The organism is Novosphingobium chloroacetimidivorans (assembly GCF_014204535.1).
GTDB classification, from domain to species: domain Bacteria; phylum Pseudomonadota; class Alphaproteobacteria; order Sphingomonadales; family Sphingomonadaceae; genus Novosphingobium; species Novosphingobium chloroacetimidivorans.
The window spans coordinates 214,556-232,274 of record NZ_JACHLR010000001.1; the positions used below are offsets into that span (position 1 = coordinate 214,556).

The window sequence follows — 17,719 nt, forward strand, 5'->3', positions numbered from 1 at the left end:
CTCGCAAGGACGTCGCACACCGCATGCGGCGCCGCGCCATCGCACCGACCATGCCGATGTTGAACGACAGCATGGCCCATGTTCCAAGCGTCGGACCACACATCAGCGACCTGCACGCCGTGCCCCTGCCATCCACTATCGAGCGATCGGCTGCTTTCCAGTGCCGTGGCTAGAGAAAAGCTCGGGCGCAACCGTGACATCGGCGGTCATGCCGCCCATAGTGCTCCGATGGCTGCCAATGGTGAACTCTACTCCCCGCTCGTCTCCGATGCCCTCGTAATCCTCGGCGCCGCCGGTGCCGTCATCCCTATCTTTGCCCGGTTCCGCATCACGCCGGTGATCGGCTTCATCCTCGTTGGCCTGCTCGTCGGACCGACCGGCCTCGGCCGCCTGGTGCCGAGCCATCCCTGGCTCTATCACTTCACCATATCCGACCCCGAGGGCCTCGACCTTTTCGCCGAGTTCGGGATCATCCTGCTGCTGTTCTCGATCGGGCTCGAGCTCTCGTTCGGCCGCTTGTGGCAGATGCGCCGGCAGGTCTTCGGCCTCGGCTCGCTCGAACTGCTGGGGATCGGCGCTGCGATTACCGCCGTACTCGCCCTCGTTGGCCACAGCCTGGGCGGTGCCCTTGCGCTTGGCCTGGCGCTGACTTTGTCCTCCACTGCGCTGGTGCTCAAGATCACCAGCACGGCCACCCCGGTCGGGCGCGCGGCTTTGGCCATGCTCCTGTTCGAGGACATTGCCCTGGTCCCGATCATCTTCCTGCTCGGTGCCATCGGCCCGAACGCCGAATCCGGCTTCGGTGCGATCGCGGGCACGATCGCCCTGGGCATTGCAGTGGTGGCCGCGCTGCTCATCGGCGGCCGCTTCATGCTGCCGCCGCTGTTCGCGCAGGCCGCCCGCACGAAGAGCCCGGAACTGTTCCTGGCCGCCTCGCTGCTGGTGGTGATCCTCGCCTCGCTCGCGACTGCGGCGGCGGGCCTGTCACCAATCGTGGGCGCCCTCATCGCCGGCCTGCTGATTGCCGAGACCGAGTACCATGTCGAGGTCGAGCACATTACCGAACCGTTCAAGGGTCTCGCGCTCGGCGTGTTCCTGATCACCGTGGGCATGAGCATCGACTTCGCGGTGGTAGCCCAAAACCTGGTCGCCATCCTTGTCGCCACGGTTGGCGTAATCGCGCTGAAGGCGCTCGTCACCGGCCTGCTGCTGCGCGTCATGGGCGCTCGGCGAGGAACCGCCATGGAAACCGGCATCCTGATGTCGAGCCCATCGGAAACCACGCTGATCGTGCTCACGGCCGCCACCGCGGCGCAGCTGATCACCCCCGCGACAGAGCAATTCTGGCAGATCGTCACGGCGTTGGGCCTGACGATCACGCCGCTCCTGGCGCTGTTCGGCCGATCGATGGGGCGGCAGCTCGACGGTGCCCTGCCCGCCACCAGCCTTCCCGACGAGCAGGAGCCACGGGCAATCATCGTCGGGTTCGGCCGTGTCGGGCGCCTTGTCGCCGACATGCTCAAGGCGCACGACAAGCCCTACGTCGCGGTCGACAGCGACACCGATCTGGTAACCGAAGGCAAGCATCAGGGCTATGTGGTCACGTTCGGCGATGCCGCCCGCGGCAGCGCGCTGGACCGGCTTGGCGCGAACAACGCAACGGCGGTGATCCTTACCATGGACGAGCCCGTCTCCACTCAACGCCTCGTACGCAAGCTGCGCGGCGAGTACCCCGACCTGCCGATCATCGTCCGCGCGCGCGACACCACCCATGCCGCGGAGCTCTACCGCGCCGGTGCCAGCCAGGCGGTGCCCGAAACGCTGGAAAGCTCGCTCCAGTTGTCCGAGGCCGTGCTCGTCGACCTTGGCGTGCCGATGGGACCGGTCATCGCCTCGATCCACGAAAAGCGCGACGAACTGCGCATCAAGCTCATGGAAGAAGGTGGCCTCACCGAAAAGCCGAGCTTGCGTAGCTCCAGTCTACGAGAACGACCCGCCTGAGATCGGAACATTGCAGCGATCGCGAGTAGCTGCTCGGCGGCGCGACTCTCGGCATCCGCGATGCAAGCGGCGTATCCGCAGCCCGACAGCCGCAGCACGCTGCCGAACCGATCGACCGACGCGCCGCTGCGGTGAGTGGGGGTACGTTCCTGGGTGTCAACTCGTTGATACCAGGAAGGAGAATGCAGATGAGTCACCCCAGCAATACACCCGACAAGAGCCCGCTGACCCAGGATGATCAGCCGGACGAAGGCGCGATCAAGGGCGACAAGAACAGCGGAAACGATGGACGCGAGCGCAACCTCTCACAAGGATCCGAACCGGAGACGCGGGGCACAAGCCGAGGCCGGTAGGGACGAGGACGCGACCCTCTGCTGGGTCAGCCCGCAACATAGCTGACGGCTTACAATCAAGACGCTGCCAAGCAGCGCCCCGCCGGGATGCAAGCGACCGCGTCCCGTCGCCCCTCTTTGCCTGAGCCTCACTGCGCGCCGCTGGTCCGTGAGGCTGTGGCCGTCGGCCTCAAGGTCGATCGAACCTAGCCCGCAATGACCTTGCGTACGGCGGCGAGCGCCTCTTGGCCCTTGCTGCCGTCCGGTCCACCACCTTGCGCCATGTCGGGACGCCCCCCGCCACCCTTTCCACCAAGTGCCTCGACACCGGCGCGAACCAATGCGACGGCGCTGATGCGTTCTACAAGGTCGTCGGTGACGGCCGCAGCGATACTGGCCTTGCCTTCGTTCACGGCGACGATCGCGGCGATGCCCGAGCCGAGGCGCTGCTTGGCCTGGTCCAGCAAGCCCCGCAACTCCTTTGGATCGAGGCCTTCCAGCACTTGTCCGTAGAACTTGACGCCGCCCAAGTCCTCGTCGGCCGGTGCCGAAGATGCAGGGCCGCTGCCGGCCAGCGCGATCGCCCGCTTGGCTTCGGCGAGTTCGCGCTCCAACTTGCGGCGCTCTTCCAACAGCGCCGCGACGCGAGCTTCGACGTCCTCGGGCGTGGTGCGCAGCAAGGCCGCCGCGTTCTTCAGCGCGTCCTCTCGACCCACCAGCCAGCGTCGCGCGCCCTCTCCGGTGAGCGCCTCGATGCGCCGCACGCCGGATGAGACGGCGCTCTCCGACACGATGCGGAACACGCCGATGTCACCCGTGGCGTCGACGTGGGTGCCACCACACAGCTCCACCGAGTAGTTGCGGCTGCCGCTGAGGCGGCCCATCGAAAGTACGCGAACCTCGTCGCCATACTTCTCGCCGAAGAGTGCCATCGCGCCCGCCTCGATCGCCTCGTCCGGGCTCATCAAGCGGGTGGTTACCGGCTCGTTGTGACGGATCTCCGCGTTCACCTCGGCCTCGATCGCCGCGATGTCCTCAGCGCTGAGCGGCTTGGGATGCGAGAAGTCGAAGCGCAGGCGATCCTGCGCTACCAGCGACCCCTTTTGCGTCACATGATCGCCAAGGCGCCCCCGCAAGGCGGCGTGAAGCAAGTGCGTGGCGGAGTGATTGGCCCGAATCGCTTCGCGCCGCTCGACGTCGACCGTCTGGAGAACGGTGTCGCCGACCGTAACCGTTCCCGCCTCGACGCGCCCGTGCATGGCATGCAGGCGGCCGAGCGGCTTCGCGGTGTCTTCGACAGCGATGCGCAGCTCGCCCGATGAACTGCCGGGGGCGCCGGTGATCAGCCCCGCGTCCCCAACCTGACCGCCGCTTTCGCCATAGAACGGCGTCTGGTTGGTCAGGACGATGACTGCGTCGCCAGCCTCGGCGAAGCGGACCTCCTTGCCGTCGCGCACCAGCGCCACGACGCGCCCTTCGGCGCTTTCGGCATTGTAGCCGGTAAATTCCGTCGCGCCTTCGCGCTCGGCGAAGTCGAACCACACGTCGCTGTCCGCCGCCTGGCCCGAGCCTTTCCAAGCCGCTCGCGCAGCGGCCTTCTGGCGCGCCATCGCTTCGTCGAAGCCAGCGCGGTCCACGGTAATAGCGCGGGACCGCAGCGCATCTTCGGTCAAGTCGTAAGGAAACCCATACGTGTCGTAGAGGCGGAATGCGGTCTCGCCGGGGAGTTCGCCGCCATCGGCGATTTCAGCGGTCGCTTCGTCGAGCAGGCGCAGACCGTTCGACAGCGTGCGGCGGAACTGGATCTCCTCGCGCTGCAACGTTTCCTCGATGAGCGGCTGCGCGCGGCCGAGCTCGGGATAGGCCTGGCCCATCTCGGCGACGAGCGCCGGCACGAGGCGATGCATCAGCGGGTCCGTGGCGCCGAGCAGGTGCGCATGGCGCATGGCGCGCCGCATGATCCGCCGCAACACATAGCCGCGGCCCTCGTTCGATGGCAGCACGCCATCGGCCAGCAGGAAGCCGGTGGAACGCAAGTGATCGGCGATCACGCGATGGCTGGCGCGCTGCGCACCTTCAGCCGGCACGCTGGTCAAGCTTTCCGACGCGGCGATCAGCGCCTTGAAGGTGTCGGTATCGTAGTTGTCGTGCACGCCCTGGAGCACGGCGGACACGCGCTCCAGGCCCATGCCGGTGTCGATCGAAGGACGCGGCAGGTTGCCGACGATCTCGCCCCCGACCTGCTCGAACTGCATGAACACCAGGTTCCAGATCTCGATGAAGCGATCGCCGTCTTCGTCGGGTGAGCCGGGAGGCCCTCCGGGGATGTGCGCGCCATGGTCGTAGAAGATCTCGGAGCATGGCCCGCATGGGCCATCGTCGCCCATCGCCCAGAAGTTGTCCTTCGTGGCGATGCGGATGATACGGTCCTCGGGCAGACCGGCGATCTTCTTCCACAGCTCGAACGCCTCGTCATCGGTATGATAGACGGTGGCCAGGAGCTTCTCAGGCGGTAGTCCCCACACCTTGGTCAGCAAGGTCCAGGCATGGGTGATCGCCTGCTCCTTGAAGTAATCGCCGAACGAGAAGTTGCCCAGCATCTCGAAGAACGTGTGGTGGCGCGCGGTGTAGCCGACGTTGTCGAGGTCGTTGTGCTTGCCACCCGCACGTACGCACTTCTGCGAGGAGGTCGCGCGGGGTGTATCGCGGCTCTCAAGCCCGGTGAAGACGTTCTTGAACGGCACCATCCCGGCGTTGACGAACATCAGCGTCGGGTCGTTGTACGGCACCAGGGGCGCGGACTGCACCACATCGTGGCCTTGCGAGCCGAAGTATTCGAGGAAAGACCGGCGGATTTCGTTCGTGGAGCGCATGGGTTCGCCGATAAACTGCACCTCGGGGTGCGGCAAGCGGGAAGGCGCGATCAAAGTGATCGTTAGCAGGTGGACCGGGGGGTACGCGGAGGGGCGTAAAATCGCAGGCTGGAACAGCATGAAGAATTTTCTCGCGCGGAGCCGCGGAGGCGCGGAAAGAAAGAAGGGAGGACCTTGCTCTTGGCCGCCAAGCCCTCCTCACCCATCTATCCAGCTTGCGGCGAACGACGAGCACACGGCGGCTTCGCCGCAAGAGTTGCCTCCTCATTTGCTCACTGCGCCTCTGCGCCTCTGCCTAAGAATCCTGTTCCTTGTTCTTCATTGCGTCCGCGCACGAACCTGACAGAACGAGGAGGCGCTTCATGACGCAACCGCTCCCGGGTCAAGCCCGGGACGACGGAGCCTTAGACGTCGTCCTCTTCCGAAGGGCCGGCCATCATCACTTCGGACAGACCTGCGGTATGATCGCGAATGGCCTTTTCCAGCTTGTCGCAAACCTCAGGATTGGAGCGAAGGTAGTTCTTCGAGTTTTCACGCCCCTGACCGATGCGGATCGAATCATAGCTGAACCAGGCACCCGACTTCTCGACCAGGCCGGCCTTGACGCCAAGGTCGAGGATCTCGCCGATCTTTGAAATGCCCTCACCGTACATGATGTCGAATTCAACCTGCTTGAACGGCGGGGCGACCTTGTTCTTGACCACCTTCACGCGGGTGGCGTTGCCGGTCACCTCGTCACGGTCCTTGATCGCGCCGGTGCGACGGATGTCCAGGCGGACCGAAGCGTAGAACTTGAGCGCGTTGCCGCCGGTGGTGGTTTCCGGGTTGCCGTACATGACGCCGATCTTCATGCGCAGCTGGTTGATGAAGATCACCATGCAGCGCGAGCGGCTGATCGATCCCGTCAGCTTGCGCAGCGACTGGCTCATCAGGCGAGCCTGAAGGCCAACGTGGCTGTCGCCCATCTCACCCTCGATCTCGGCCCGCGGGACCAGCGCGGCCACCGAATCGATCACCAGCACGTCGATGGCATTGGAGCGCACCAGCGTGTCGACGATCTCCAGCGCCTGTTCACCGGTATCCGGCTGCGAGACGATCAGTTCGTCGATGTTGACGCCCAGCTTCTTGGCATAGACCGGATCGAGCGCGTGTTCGGCGTCGATGAAGGCGGCAGTGCCACCGGTCTTCTGCGCCTCGGCAATGCAGTGCAGCGCCAAGGTGGTCTTGCCGGAGCTTTCCGGCCCGTAGATCTCGATCACGCGGCCGCGCGGCAAGCCGCCGACGCCCAGCGCGATATCGAGCCCGAGCGAGCCGGTGGAGATCGCCTCCACCTGCATCGCCTCCTTCGAGCCGAGCTTCATCGCGCTGCCCTTGCCGAATGCGCGATCGATTTGCGCCATTGCGGCTTCGAGGGCCTTTTGACGGTCCATTGCGTCCTTTTCCTTGCCTTCCTGGATCAGCTTGAGCTGAGCAGCCATGTCTCTTTCCCTTCGCTACCGGGCTGACCGGAAAGGTCAACGTCACGCGCCGCAATGTATGCGGTTTGTTCTACGTGAACAAGAGGGGAACACACATGCGGCGGAATTTTTAGGTGGAGGCGCAGCCTTGCAGCCAGACATCGCTGCCTGCCGTGCGCGCGCATGTCCCGGCGAGCAGGCGCTCGATCCGCGCGACACGCTCGTCCAGCGCGGGATCGGGCGCATCGAGAGTGAACCTGGTCGGCGCGATGACGACCGCGACGAGGCGCAGAAACTGCCTGTCCGTGAGCTTGGCTGGTGGACGATCGTAGATCACCCGGCTCGCCATGAAGAAGCCCTTCATCCAGCCATCGCGTGCTCGGCCCATTTCCACAGTTTCGAGCCAGAGGGCGAGAATTTGCCGCTTCGACAGGCGCTCTTCCAAGCCCCGAGCGTAAGCGCGGTGGCGGATCCATGCGACTCCCGGATGGAACCCATCGAAGTCGAGGCGCTTGGCCAGTGCGTACGTGATCGAGGTCATGCCACCGCCTGGCGTGTCCATGTCGGCACCCTGATGCGCGGCGAAGCCCGGGTCCACCACCCCAAGCAGCATGGCCTGACGATCGGGACCGAGTCCATCGCCCGACTGGTCGCGCGCGATCAGCCTGTCGGCCAGGCGGATCAGATGAGGCGAATCGTCGATGGCGTCGGCGTGACCCAGGCCATAGTATGCAAGCAAGCCGGCGGAGACGCCGATCAGCGCCAGCACGGCCACGAAGACCGTGTTCCTGAGCACGTTTGACTTCACGCGGTGGCGGGCGCCGCGGACGGCCGCGCGGTCTGCGCCAGCACATCGCCGACCTTCTCGGAAAGCTGCTGCACCGAGAACGGCTTGGGCATGAACCAGGCATTGGCGATGCCGATCTCCTTGCGCAGCTGCTCCTCGGCATAGCCCGACATGAACAGGACCGGCAACTGGGGCGCAATCTCGCGGATGTGACGGGCCATCGCGGGGCCATCCATCGTCGGCATCACCACATCGCTGACGACGAGATCGAAGCGCCCCCCTTGTTGCACCAGCTCCAGACCCTCTTCGCCGTCGCGCGCCGATGTGACTTCGTAGCCCTGCCGGGTGAGCGCGCGTTCGGCGACCACGCGCACGGGATCCTCGTCCTCGACCAGAAGAATGCGGCCGCCGCCTGCCCATTGCTTGGGCGCATCGCTCGGCTTGGGAAGCGTGCGGGCACTGCCGGGGCTCGCATGGTCGACCGGCAGGTAAACGGTGAAGCGGGTGCCACGGCCCACCTCACTGTCAGCGAAGATGAATCCACCGGACTGCTTGACGATGCCGTAGACGGTGGAAAGGCCAAGACCGGTGCCCTTGCCTTGCTCCTTCGTAGTGAAGAACGGCTCGAAAATCTTGCCCAGGTGCTCGGGCGGGATGCCGCTGCCGGTGTCCTCGACGACGAGCGCGGTGTACTCGCCGACGGGGATGATCTCGCTGCGCATCGCGCGCACGTCTGCGGCGGTGACGCGTCGCGTCGCGAGCGTGAGGCGGCCCGAGCCATCGCGGTTGCCGGACGCCGATTGCATCGCGTCGCGCGCATTGACGGCCAAGTTGACGATCACCTGCTCGAGCTGTGTCGGGTCGGCGCGCACCGGGCCCAGATCGCGATCGTGAGTGACGACGAACTGGATCTTCTCGCCGATCAGCCGACGCAGCATCTGCGAAATGTCGGCGACGACATCGGGCAACTGGAGCACTTCGGGGCGTAGCGTCTGCTGGCGCGAGAAGGCGAGCAGCTGGCGGGTAAGCGATGCGGCGCGGTTGGAATTGGCGCGGATCTGCTGGATGTCGTCATAGTCGGAATCGCCGGGCGTATGGCGCATCAGCATGAGGTCGCAGGTGCCCAGGATCGCCGTCAGCACGTTGTTGAAATCGTGCGCGACACCGCCCGCGAGCTGGCCCACGGCCTGCATCTTGGTGGCCTGCGCGACCTGGCGCTTGAGGCGGGTCTCTTCGGAGGAATCGGTGAGGCCCAGCAGCACTGCAGCGTCGCCCAGCCCGCGCACGCCGGCAAGGCTCAGCGAAACCGGATCGTCCGGCTGCGTCGTCAGGCGCACGGCGATGTCGCCGGCGGCGGCCGGCCCTTGCGCGAAGCGGCGGATGGCTTCGGACAGCGCGCGCTTGTCTTCCTTCACGACGATGTCGGTGGGGTAGGTCGGCGGCGTCTGCGCCTCGCGTCCGGCGGCGCGCATGAAGGCAGCGTTGGCGAAGAGCAGCCGGCCATCGCGGTCGGCCATGGCAAGGCCGAGCGGCAGCTGTCCCAGCAGCGCCTCCAGGTGCGGCACGGCCGCGCCACCGCCCTCGCTCGCACCGATTCCCAGCCCGGCGTCCACGACGAGCATCAGCGAGGGCGTCGTCAGAGGATCGGGCTGGCCAGGCAAGTCGGGGTCGACGACGGGTACGTGGTAGAGCGTGATCGGGCTGGACTGCTGCGTGTCGCGCGCCCAGGCGATGCGCGCCCCCTCCTCCTCGCGCAGCAGGAGAACGAAGTCCTGCCCGATGACCTCGGCAGTCGCGTCACCCGTGGCACGCTCGGCGAAGCCGGCGCTGACAGCGCGGATCTGTCCATCGGGATCGACGAGTGCCGCGACGATGCCGGCCCCGGCAAGCGCGCGCCCGAACTTGCCGTCGAGATGGCCGACCAGTTCCGAAACCGGGTCGCCCTGGATTTGCGGCGTGAATCGCCAGACGATGAAGTCTTCGCCGCGACCCGCCCGATGGGCCTGCGCCTGCCAACGTCGTGCACCGATCGCCGCCCCGCTCAACCCTTCGCTGGCAAGCGCGAGCTGCGCCTCGCCATCGCGCCACGCGAGCCGGACGGCTTCGGCGAGGGCTTCGCGCGAAGCATCGTCGAGCGGCAGATCCGGCGGAGCGCTGCCCGCACCGAACCAGGCTTCGAAGCGCGAGTTGGCGCAGACCAGCCGGCCGGCACGATCCGTGACGGCGATGGCGGCATCGGCGCGCTCGATCGCGGCGACCGTGACCGACCAGTCGGGGCTGGCGAACTCCTGCTCGACTTCGGCCGGACGACGGCGGACCAGCGCCAAGGCGACAGCGCCTAGCGCAAGCACGCCTGCGGCGTAGACACCCACCGCGATGGCGTCCCCGGTCGCAAACCAGACAATGCCGACGCTGGCGACCAGCGCGAGAGCGACGATGAGGAGTTCACCAGGCCCGCGCGCCGGGGCCCCGGCTTCGCTCATACCCCGGCCTCGGTGCGGACCGGCGCGGCTATTGCCGTCCGGCTCGGCCGCAGTTGCCGCGCACGATGCTTGCGGCCGATCCAGGCGCGCCAGAACCAGATCGACGCGACGTAGCCGATCACCGCGCCGACGACCGAGATCACGAACAATCCGATCACGAGCGAAGGCGCCGCATCCGACAAGAGCCAGTAGAGCCACGACTTGATCCCCGCCCCGCTCTCGTAAAGCGAGTAGAAGGTCGACAGGTCGGCGTGAAATCCCAGGTGGTTGCCGATCCAGATCGAGGCGGCGAGGATGAACGGCGTCGTCGCCGGGTTCGACAGGAAGGTCATCGCTGCGGCGAGCGGAATGTTGCCGCGCACGGGCACGCACATCAGTGCCGCGCCGATGATCTGGAGGCCCGGGATCATCGCGAAGATGCCGACGAAGATCCCCGCAGCAACTCCGCGCGGCACCGACCTGCGGGTGAAGCGAAACAGTTCCTGCCGACGCGCGAAGTGAGCAGTGTAGCGGTTGGCCGCCAGCTGCTCATGCGTGGGCATCTGGCCGTGAAACCACTTCGCGAGACGGGAAAACAGCGTGCTCATCCGTGGTCTCGCATGATCCTGCTCTGCTCGCGCTTCCAGTCGCGCTCCTTGATCGTATTGCGTTTGTCGGCCGCATTCTTGCCGCGCGCAAGCGCGAGTTCCACCTTTGCGCGGCCTCTACCGTTGAAATAGATCGACAATGGAACAAGCGTCATGCCCTTGCGCTCGACCGCGCCGTGCAGCTTTGCGATCTCGCGCTCCTTCAGCAGCAGCTTGCGGGGCCGCTTGGGAACATGGTTAAAGCGGTTGCCGTGGCTGAACTCGGGCACGTTGGAGTTCACCAGCCAGACCTCTCCCTTGGCGACCTCGGCATAGGCCTCCGCGATCGACCCCTCACCGAAGCGCAGCGATTTGACCTCGGTGCCGGTAAGCATGATGCCGGCCTCGTAGACGTCGTCGATGAAGTACTCGAAGCGGGCGCGGCGGTTCTCCGCCACGATCTTCGTCTTTTCGAATTCTTTGTGCTGAGGGCGGGCCATGAGGGGGCATGTAGGTGCACGCCGCGGCAAAATAAATCATGAACGGTCGCGGCGCGAAAATAGACTTCGGGGTGAAGCGTGGCCTGCCGGGCTCAAGCCGACCAGGCATGACCCAGGGTCGGCTTCGTCTTGTCGCAGGTGATTGGCGAGGCACGGCGCCTTTGGCGGCCAGATGCAGCGTCGGCGAAATCGGTCCCGGGTCGAGCCCGGGACGACGTTACCTTACAGCAGCCCGGCATGCTCCAGCGCTGCATCGACTGCGGCGCGGGCCTTGTCGCTGCACGGGACCAGCGGCAGGCGCAGCTCGTTCTCGATCCAGTCGTGCACTTGCGCCAGCGCGTACTTGCACGGGCCCGGCGAGCTGTCCTCGAACATGGCGTAGTGGAGCGGGTAGAGCTTGTCGTTAAGGTCGCGCGCGCGCTCCAGGTCGTTGGCGGCGCAGGCGGCCTGGAAATCGGCGCAGAGCCTGGGCGCGACATTGGCAGTGACGGAGATGCATCCGACCCCGCCCGCGGCATTGAATGGCAAGGCCAGCTCATCGTCGCCCGACAGCTGGGCGAACTGCTTGCCGATGCCCATGCGATGGTCGGTCACGCGGCTGAGGTCGCCGCTGGCATCCTTGATGCCGACGAAGGTGTTGGGGAATCGACGCGCCAGTTCGCAGACCGTCTCGGGCTGCAGGTCGGTCACCGTGCGGCCGGGCACGTTGTAGAGCACGATCGGCAGGTCGTTGTGCTCTGCAAGGTAGGAGAAGTGAGCGAGCAGCCCCTCCTGGCTCGGCCGGTTATAATAGGGTGCGACGACCAGAGCGGCGGCGGCGCCGGACTTCTTCGAGAAATTCATGTGGAGAAGTGCGTTGCTGGTATCGTTGCTGCCGCACCCCGCGATCACCGGCACCCGGCCGGCGGCCTGCTCCACGCAAACTTCGATCACGCGGTGGTGCTCGGCGTTGGAGAGCGTGGAGTTCTCGCCCGTCGTGCCGCACGGCACCAGCGCCGACGATCCGTTCTCGATCTGCCATTCGACCAGCTTGCGGAACGCACCCTCATCGAACGCGCCATCGCGAAATGGGGTGACGAGTGCCGGAATCGAACCCGAGAACATGGACTTCGCCTTTGCTGTTGGTCATCAGGGGGGCGCACACGCCTGCCAGCAACAGCAGGCGGCCACCATGAGACTTGATCATTCAGGGCCTGATAAGGAGCCTTTCCCGAAAATGTCCAGCATGCTGCGCGCCTCCGCCTGTCTACTGCTGACATCGGCCTTCTGCTTCGCAAACCCTGTCTCGGCTCAGAACACGAGCATGGGCACAGGAACCGGAGGAGCCGAGTGGGACCGCGCGCGGGCCGCGCAGATGCAGGTCCACGACATGGCGACGCATCAATCGATCGATCGCTGGAAGTTGCTGACCTCCAGCGATCGGATGGGTTTCGACGCCTATTCCTCGTTCCTGATGACCTATCCCGGCTATCCGCAGGAGGAGAAGCTGCGGGGTTATGCCGAAAAGGCGCTGGCCAACGAATCGCCCGATTCTTCGCGGCTGATCGCGTTCTTCGACCGCTTTCCACCGCTGAGCAGCCAGGCGGCCGGTCGCTATGCGACGGCGCTGACGTACGCCCGCCGCGCGGATGCCAGCCAGCGTGCGTCGATCGCCTGGCGTGCGGGCTCGCTGAACGCGAACGACGAAGCGACGCTGCTCTCGTTCTACCGCGATCGCTTCACCACCGACGACCACGACGCGCGCATGAATGCGCTGCTCTGGCAGAGTGAGACGTCGCAGGCAGAGCGGCAGGTCTCGTTCGTCTCGGCCGCGCGGCGCGGTGCCTACATGGAGCGCCTCTCGCTGCTGCAAGGCGCGGCCCCAGGCTCGCTCGGGATGCCGATCGGCGCCGAGCTGCTGCGCGATCCGGGCTATATCTACAATCGGTCGGTACAGGCCCGCAATAGTGGCAACCTGCCCGCCGCGATCAGCCTGCTGGCCACTCGCGCGCCGCTTGCCCAACCGGTGCCTGAGCCCGAGAAGTGGGTGCGTGAGCTGCTGACCGCCGCCAAGGGCGCGGGTGCCGATCCGGCGGTGCGCATCGCGTCGTCGATCGACGATGCCTTCGCGCCCGGCACGGATATCTCCAAGCTCTCGTTCCGGGTGCGTGACGATTACACGACGCTTGTCTGGCTGGGCGGCACCAAGGCACTGTGGGAGCTGCGCGACCCCCGCCGCGCCGCGCCGCTGTTCTACCGCTATGGTGCGGCCGCGCAAACGCCGGGCACGCGTTCCAAGGGCTTCTATTGGGCGGGCCGCGCCCTGGCGCAAGGCGGCGACACGGCCGGAGCCAATCGCTACTTCGAAATGGCGGCGCGCTACCCGGAGGCGTTTTACGGGCAGCTTTCGCTCGAGCGGCTCGGCCGTCCGATGCCCAACCTCGACGTCATGCCGCAGGCCCGCCCGACCAGCGCCGAACGCGCGACGTTCCAGGCCAAGCCAATCACCCGCGCGGTCCGCGACGTCGCTCGCGATGGCGACTGGCGCACCGGCGTGCAGTTCTACCGCGAAATCTCGGACCAGGCGCAGTCCGAGGCCGACCACGTGCTCGTCGCCGATCTCGCGCGCGAAATCGGCCGGCGCGACCTGGGCGTGATCCTCGGCCAATCGGCACATGCGGACGGCTACACCAGCTTCGGACGGATTTCGTTTCCCGAAATGCCGGTTCCGCCCGGCGGCAACTGGGTCATGGCGCATGCCCTCACCCGGCAGGAAAGCCAGTTCGCGCAGAACGCCGTCAGCCACGCGGGCGCTCGCGGGCTGATGCAGCTGATGCCGGGAACCGCGCGCGAGCAGGCGGGCAAGATGGGACTGGGTTACAGCGTCGAGTCGCTGATCTCCGACCCAACCTACAACGTCCGACTCGGCGACGGCTATTTCGGACGGATGATGGACTATTTCGGCGGGGCGACGCCGCTGGCGGTGGGCGCCTACAACGCCGGAGCCGGAAACGTGAACAAATGGCTGCGTGCCAATGGCGACCCGCGCACCGGCAGCGTCGACTGGATCGACTGGATCGAGCGCATTCCGATCTACGAGACCAAGAACTACATCCAGCGCGTGCTGGAGAATGCCGTGGTCTACCAGAGCATGCACCCGGAGCGCGGCTATTACCGCGGCAGTACGCCGCTGAGCAATCTGCTGGGCAAGCGAACTCCGGGCTAGCCCCGGCCCGGTACGGACCTCCCCTCTCCTATTGTGCCGAGCGAAGTCGATACGCGGAGAGCCCGGGGCAAGCGCGTCTCGGCCTTTGCTCGACACGAACGGAGCACCATCGCTGATCAGGTATCATGCAGAATAACGGCCCACCCATTTCGCCCGCAGGCATGGCCGCCTTGCGCGCCCGCTACGATCACCTGCTTGGCAAGGAGCGACCCGAGATCGTCGAGATCGTCAGCTGGGCGGCAGGCAACGGCGATCGATCCGAGAACGGCGACTATCTCTACGGTCGCAAGCGCATGCGCGAGATCGACCGGGAACTCGCTTATCTCGCACGGCGAATGAAGGCCTTGCGCGTGGTCGATCCGGCGCGCCAGGACGAGCGTGGCAAGGTCTTCTTCGGTGCCACGGTCGTGCTCGCCGACGAGGACGACGTGCACCTTACCATGACGATCGTGGGCGACGACGAGCAGGATGCCGCCGCCGGCCTGATCGGCTGGAGCGCACCGCTCGCAAGGGCTTTGCGGGGCGCTCAGGTGGGTGACTTGCGAACCGTGCGCCTGCCCGCCGGAGAGAAGGAGTGGGAAGTGCTGAAGATCAATTATCCTGATCTCTGAACCAAGGAGCACTTGGCTCCGACCTCTTCCAAGCCTATGATGCGTGTCGGGTACGCGGGGAAAAGATACATGACCGACAAGACAGAGCAGGATCTGCGCCATTCGCTCGGCAACGCGCGGGCGGAAACCGAAGCGCTCAAGAGCATGCTGGGCAAGGCTGCCGAACGCCTGGAGGAAATCGTCGAGGCCGACTGCTCCGACGATGAACAGGCCAAGGCCCTGGCCACCGCGCAGCGCCTGCGCAAGGTGATCGAGCGAACCGAGAACAAGGACACCGCCGCCTGAGATTTCCGCTCCTCGTTGCAGGAGCGGTTCTCGAAAGCGTGCGCTAATCGCCCGCTCAGAATCAACTTGGCGGACGAACCGCGCTCAAGCATATTCCGGAGGCACGCCAACATAACCGCACTTCGGCCACGCAGGCCGAGGATGCGCCGGCATCGGGAGAGCGCATTCATGTCAGACATCACCATCCGCAACTTGCGTGACGACCTCAGCTTCGGTGCCCTCGTCACGGGCCTGGACTGGTCCAACATTGAGGACGAGACAACGCGCCAGTCCTTGCGCGACACTTTCGCCGAGCGGGGCTTGATCGTGTTCAAGGACATGGAGCCCTCTGCCCGCATGCAGGTGGCGGTGAGCAAGGTGTTCGGCCCGCTCAAGGATCACCCGACCAAGACCACGCCGCGCGACAAGGAGACCGGCGAGGAAGCCCAAGGCGTGATCGACATGCACTACAGGCCCGATCCGGAGAACCCGGAGGCGGGCGAAGGTCTGGTCGAGTACAAGGGCGAAGTCCTGGCGCGGTACTCGCCCTGGCACTTCGACCACTGCTACAACGACGAGCTGAATTATGCCGGCGTCCTTCGCGCGCCGATCAACGCGCCGACCGGCGGCCGCACCGGCTTCATGGACGGCGTCGAGCTCTACCGCCAGTTCCCCCAGGCCCTGCGCGACAAGCTGGAGGGCAAGAACGTGATCTACACGCTCGACACCCGCCTTTCGAAGATGAAGTACGGCGTCAACTTCAAGCCCCTGACGGAAAACAGCGGCAATATCGCCCTGCTCAAGGAAGTCGCGATCTTCCCGCGCGCCATGCACCCGGCGGTCTGGGAGCGTGAGACCGGCGAGAAGGTGCTCCACTTCGGCCCGTGGATGGCTGTGGCACTGGCGCACCATGAAGATGCCGAAGGCGACGCGCTGCTGAACGAAGTCGCGCACGAGATGAACCGCCTAGGCGAAGGCACCACCGCCTACTGGCACGACTGGTTGCCAACCGACATGGTGATCTGGGACAACCATCGCATGCTCCACGCGGTGGAAGGCTGCAGCGCCCGCTACGAGCGCCAGACGCTGCGCACCACGATCAAGGGCGACTATGGCCTGGGCTACTTCGAGGACGGCAAGAAGATCGGCGAAGTCTACCGCGAGGTCGCCTGATCGCCGCGGAGCGAGGATGGGGCTTGCCGGCGATCATCGCCTTCTGCGAGTGAGCACCGCATGCCCCACCGTTCGACCGCCCTGCCCCGCCTGATCGTCACGCTGCTGGTCGTGACTGCCGGCGCGACTCCCCTCGCTGCACGTGACAGCCTGGGACTCTACGCAAGCTGGGGTGCCTTCCGCGATCCCGTCTCGCCGCGATGCTATGCGATCGCCATGGCAGAGCCCAGCGCCATGCGGCGCGACTATCAGCCTTATGCCGCCATCGGCACCTGGCCGCGTCGCGGTGTGCGCAACCAGGTCCACTTCCGCGTTTCGCGCAGGCTCGCTCCGGGTCGACCGATCGTGCTGACGGTAGGCGACCGGCGCTTCCAACTGATTGGCGGCGGCGGGGATGCCTGGGCGGTGAACAATGGCGACAATGCCGCGATCGTGGCTGCCATGCGCTCGGCATCGACGATGCGGGTAAGTGCGCGCGACGCTCAAGGACGCAGCTTCGGGAACAGCTGGGCGCTTGCGGGCGCGGCATCGGCCATGGATGCAGCCTCGATTGGCTGCGCTCGGCTGGATTGAGGCGCGGTCGAACCGGAACTCGGTCACGCTGGTTCTGCAACAGAAAGGGCGGAGCCTCGGCCCCGCCCTCCCTTGTTCGCCAGAGTCAGCTCAGAAGCGGTAGCCGACGGCGGCCACGACCTGGTGTCGGTCGAGGTCGACGTTGAAGCGATCGCTGTCCGGCACGTCGTCGCGGAAATCGGCTTCGGCCTTCGAGTAGTTCGAATAGCGGTACTCGAGCTTGGCGAAGGTGTTGGTTCCGAACTTCTGCTCCACGCCCGCACCCAGGCGCCAGCCGTCCGCGTCGAGGTTGATGCGCGACGAGTTGGTGCCGTCAGTGCCAAGAACACCGAAGCGGGCATTGGTGTAGCCGCCCTTGACATAAAGCAGCGTGCTCGGCGCAGCCTTGAAGCCGGCGCGGGCACCGACGTAGAGGTCCCGCTTGGCGTTCACGTTGCCGAGGCCGAAGTTCTCCGGATCGCCGTTGTCGAAGCGGGTCTTGGCCGTGCTGTCGGTGAACTCGCCCTGCGCGCCCAGCACCACCTTGCCGAAGTCGTAGTCGTAGCCCGCGCCCACGCCGTACAGGAAACCGTCGGCCTTATCGCGCGCCGTGGCGCTCACCCGGTCGTCGATGCTGCTGCCGGCCTTGTTGATGTCATAGCCGGCAATCGCCTCGACATAGGGTCCGGTGAAGGAGGTGTCCGTGCTCTGCGCCATGGCAGGAGCGGAGACGCCAAGGGCGAGCGATGCGCTGGCGGTCGCCAGGCTGACGAGTACTTTTTTCATAATCAACTCCATAGTCCGTTCGGTTTGTTGCCGCCGGACCTGGAGAATGCACTGCGCTGCAGCGGAGTTTCATGAACCTAAGACAACGAAAAGGCTGATGTTTTTGCGCAACACACCATAGACGAAGCG

15 protein-coding genes are annotated in these 17,719 nt (G+C 65.8%); 7 read left to right on the top strand and 8 right to left on the bottom strand.

The annotated features are described in order from the left end of the window. Positions 1 to 228 precede the first annotated feature (228 nt). Together HNO88_RS01015 and HNO88_RS01020 are read left to right on the top strand one after the other, a co-directional pair. Positions 229 to 2,001: a cation:proton antiporter domain-containing protein gene (locus tag HNO88_RS01015; protein WP_184241864.1), complete on the top strand. Its 1,773-nt coding sequence runs from the start codon at positions 229 to 231 to the stop codon at positions 1,999 to 2,001. Between the two features lie 188 nt (positions 2,002 to 2,189). Beyond that, positions 2,190 to 2,354, top strand: a complete 165-nt coding sequence (locus HNO88_RS01020; protein WP_184241866.1) for a hypothetical protein — start codon at positions 2,190 to 2,192, stop codon at positions 2,352 to 2,354. Positions 2,355 to 2,539: 185 nt separating this feature from the next. Here the strand turns inward: HNO88_RS01020 and alaS are convergent, their stop codons facing one another. From alaS to dapA, 7 genes are all read right to left on the bottom strand, one after another. Then, complete coding sequence (gene alaS, locus HNO88_RS01025; RefSeq protein ID WP_184241868.1) at positions 2,540 to 5,206, bottom strand: alanine--tRNA ligase; 2,667 nt, start codon at positions 5,204 to 5,206, stop codon at positions 2,540 to 2,542. 404 nt (positions 5,207 to 5,610) lie between these two features. Then, entirely contained in the window at positions 5,611 to 6,684 is a 1,074-nt protein-coding gene (gene recA, locus HNO88_RS01030) for a recombinase RecA (RefSeq protein WP_184241870.1), read from the bottom strand. Positions 6,685 to 6,793: 109 nt separating this feature from the next. After that, positions 6,794 to 7,459 carry a transglycosylase domain-containing protein gene (locus HNO88_RS21980; protein ID WP_312856969.1) on the bottom strand — a complete coding sequence of 222 codons (666 nt, stop codon included), beginning with the start codon at positions 7,457 to 7,459 and terminating at the stop codon, positions 6,794 to 6,796. 8 nt (positions 7,460 to 7,467) lie between these two features. Next, a complete protein-coding gene (locus tag HNO88_RS01040; protein WP_184241872.1) occupies positions 7,468 to 9,933 on the bottom strand; it encodes a hybrid sensor histidine kinase/response regulator in 2,466 nt (821 codons plus the stop codon). Beyond that, positions 9,930 to 10,520, bottom strand: a complete 591-nt coding sequence (locus tag HNO88_RS01045) for a DUF2062 domain-containing protein (protein WP_184241874.1) — start codon at positions 10,518 to 10,520, stop codon at positions 9,930 to 9,932. Before HNO88_RS01045 ends, HNO88_RS01040 begins: the two co-directional genes overlap by 4 nt. Then, on the bottom strand, positions 10,517 to 10,999 hold the full coding sequence (smpB, locus tag HNO88_RS01050) for an SsrA-binding protein SmpB (protein ID WP_184241876.1): 483 nt from the start codon (positions 10,997 to 10,999) through the stop codon (positions 10,517 to 10,519). Before smpB ends, HNO88_RS01045 begins: the two co-directional genes overlap by 4 nt. A 222-nt stretch (positions 11,000 to 11,221) precedes the next feature. After that, a complete protein-coding gene (gene dapA / locus HNO88_RS01055; protein WP_184241878.1) occupies positions 11,222 to 12,103 on the bottom strand; it encodes a 4-hydroxy-tetrahydrodipicolinate synthase in 882 nt (293 codons plus the stop codon). 112 nt (positions 12,104 to 12,215) lie between these two features. On the opposite strand from dapA, the gene HNO88_RS01060 reads away from it, so the two are divergent. The 5 genes from HNO88_RS01060 (at position 12,216) to HNO88_RS01080 (ending at position 16,825) form a co-directional block, all read left to right on the top strand. Further along, on the top strand, positions 12,216 to 14,204 hold the full coding sequence (locus HNO88_RS01060) for a lytic transglycosylase domain-containing protein (RefSeq protein ID WP_184241880.1): 1,989 nt from the start codon (positions 12,216 to 12,218) through the stop codon (positions 14,202 to 14,204). A 125-nt stretch (positions 14,205 to 14,329) separates the two neighbouring features. Then, the gene (gene greB, locus HNO88_RS01065; protein ID WP_184241882.1) at positions 14,330 to 14,815 is read left to right on the top strand and encodes a transcription elongation factor GreB; all 486 of its coding nucleotides are present in this window, start codon (positions 14,330 to 14,332) and stop codon (positions 14,813 to 14,815) included. Positions 14,816 to 14,884: 69 nt separating this feature from the next. After that, on the top strand, positions 14,885 to 15,100 hold the full coding sequence (locus tag HNO88_RS01070) for a hypothetical protein (protein ID WP_184241884.1): 216 nt from the start codon (positions 14,885 to 14,887) through the stop codon (positions 15,098 to 15,100). 168 nt (positions 15,101 to 15,268) lie between these two features. Beyond that, positions 15,269 to 16,252 (top strand): TauD/TfdA dioxygenase family protein, encoded by a 984-nt coding sequence (locus HNO88_RS01075; RefSeq protein ID WP_184241886.1) that lies wholly within the window; start codon positions 15,269 to 15,271, stop codon positions 16,250 to 16,252. A 60-nt stretch (positions 16,253 to 16,312) separates the two neighbouring features. After that, the gene (locus tag HNO88_RS01080; RefSeq protein WP_184241888.1) at positions 16,313 to 16,825 is read left to right on the top strand and encodes a hypothetical protein; all 513 of its coding nucleotides are present in this window, start codon (positions 16,313 to 16,315) and stop codon (positions 16,823 to 16,825) included. A gap of 90 nt (positions 16,826 to 16,915) precedes the next feature. Here HNO88_RS01080 and HNO88_RS01085 read toward each other — a convergent pair whose 3' ends face one another. Then, positions 16,916 to 17,590: an outer membrane protein gene (locus tag HNO88_RS01085; protein ID WP_184241890.1), complete on the bottom strand. Its 675-nt coding sequence runs from the start codon at positions 17,588 to 17,590 to the stop codon at positions 16,916 to 16,918. Positions 17,591 to 17,719 lie beyond the last annotated feature (129 nt).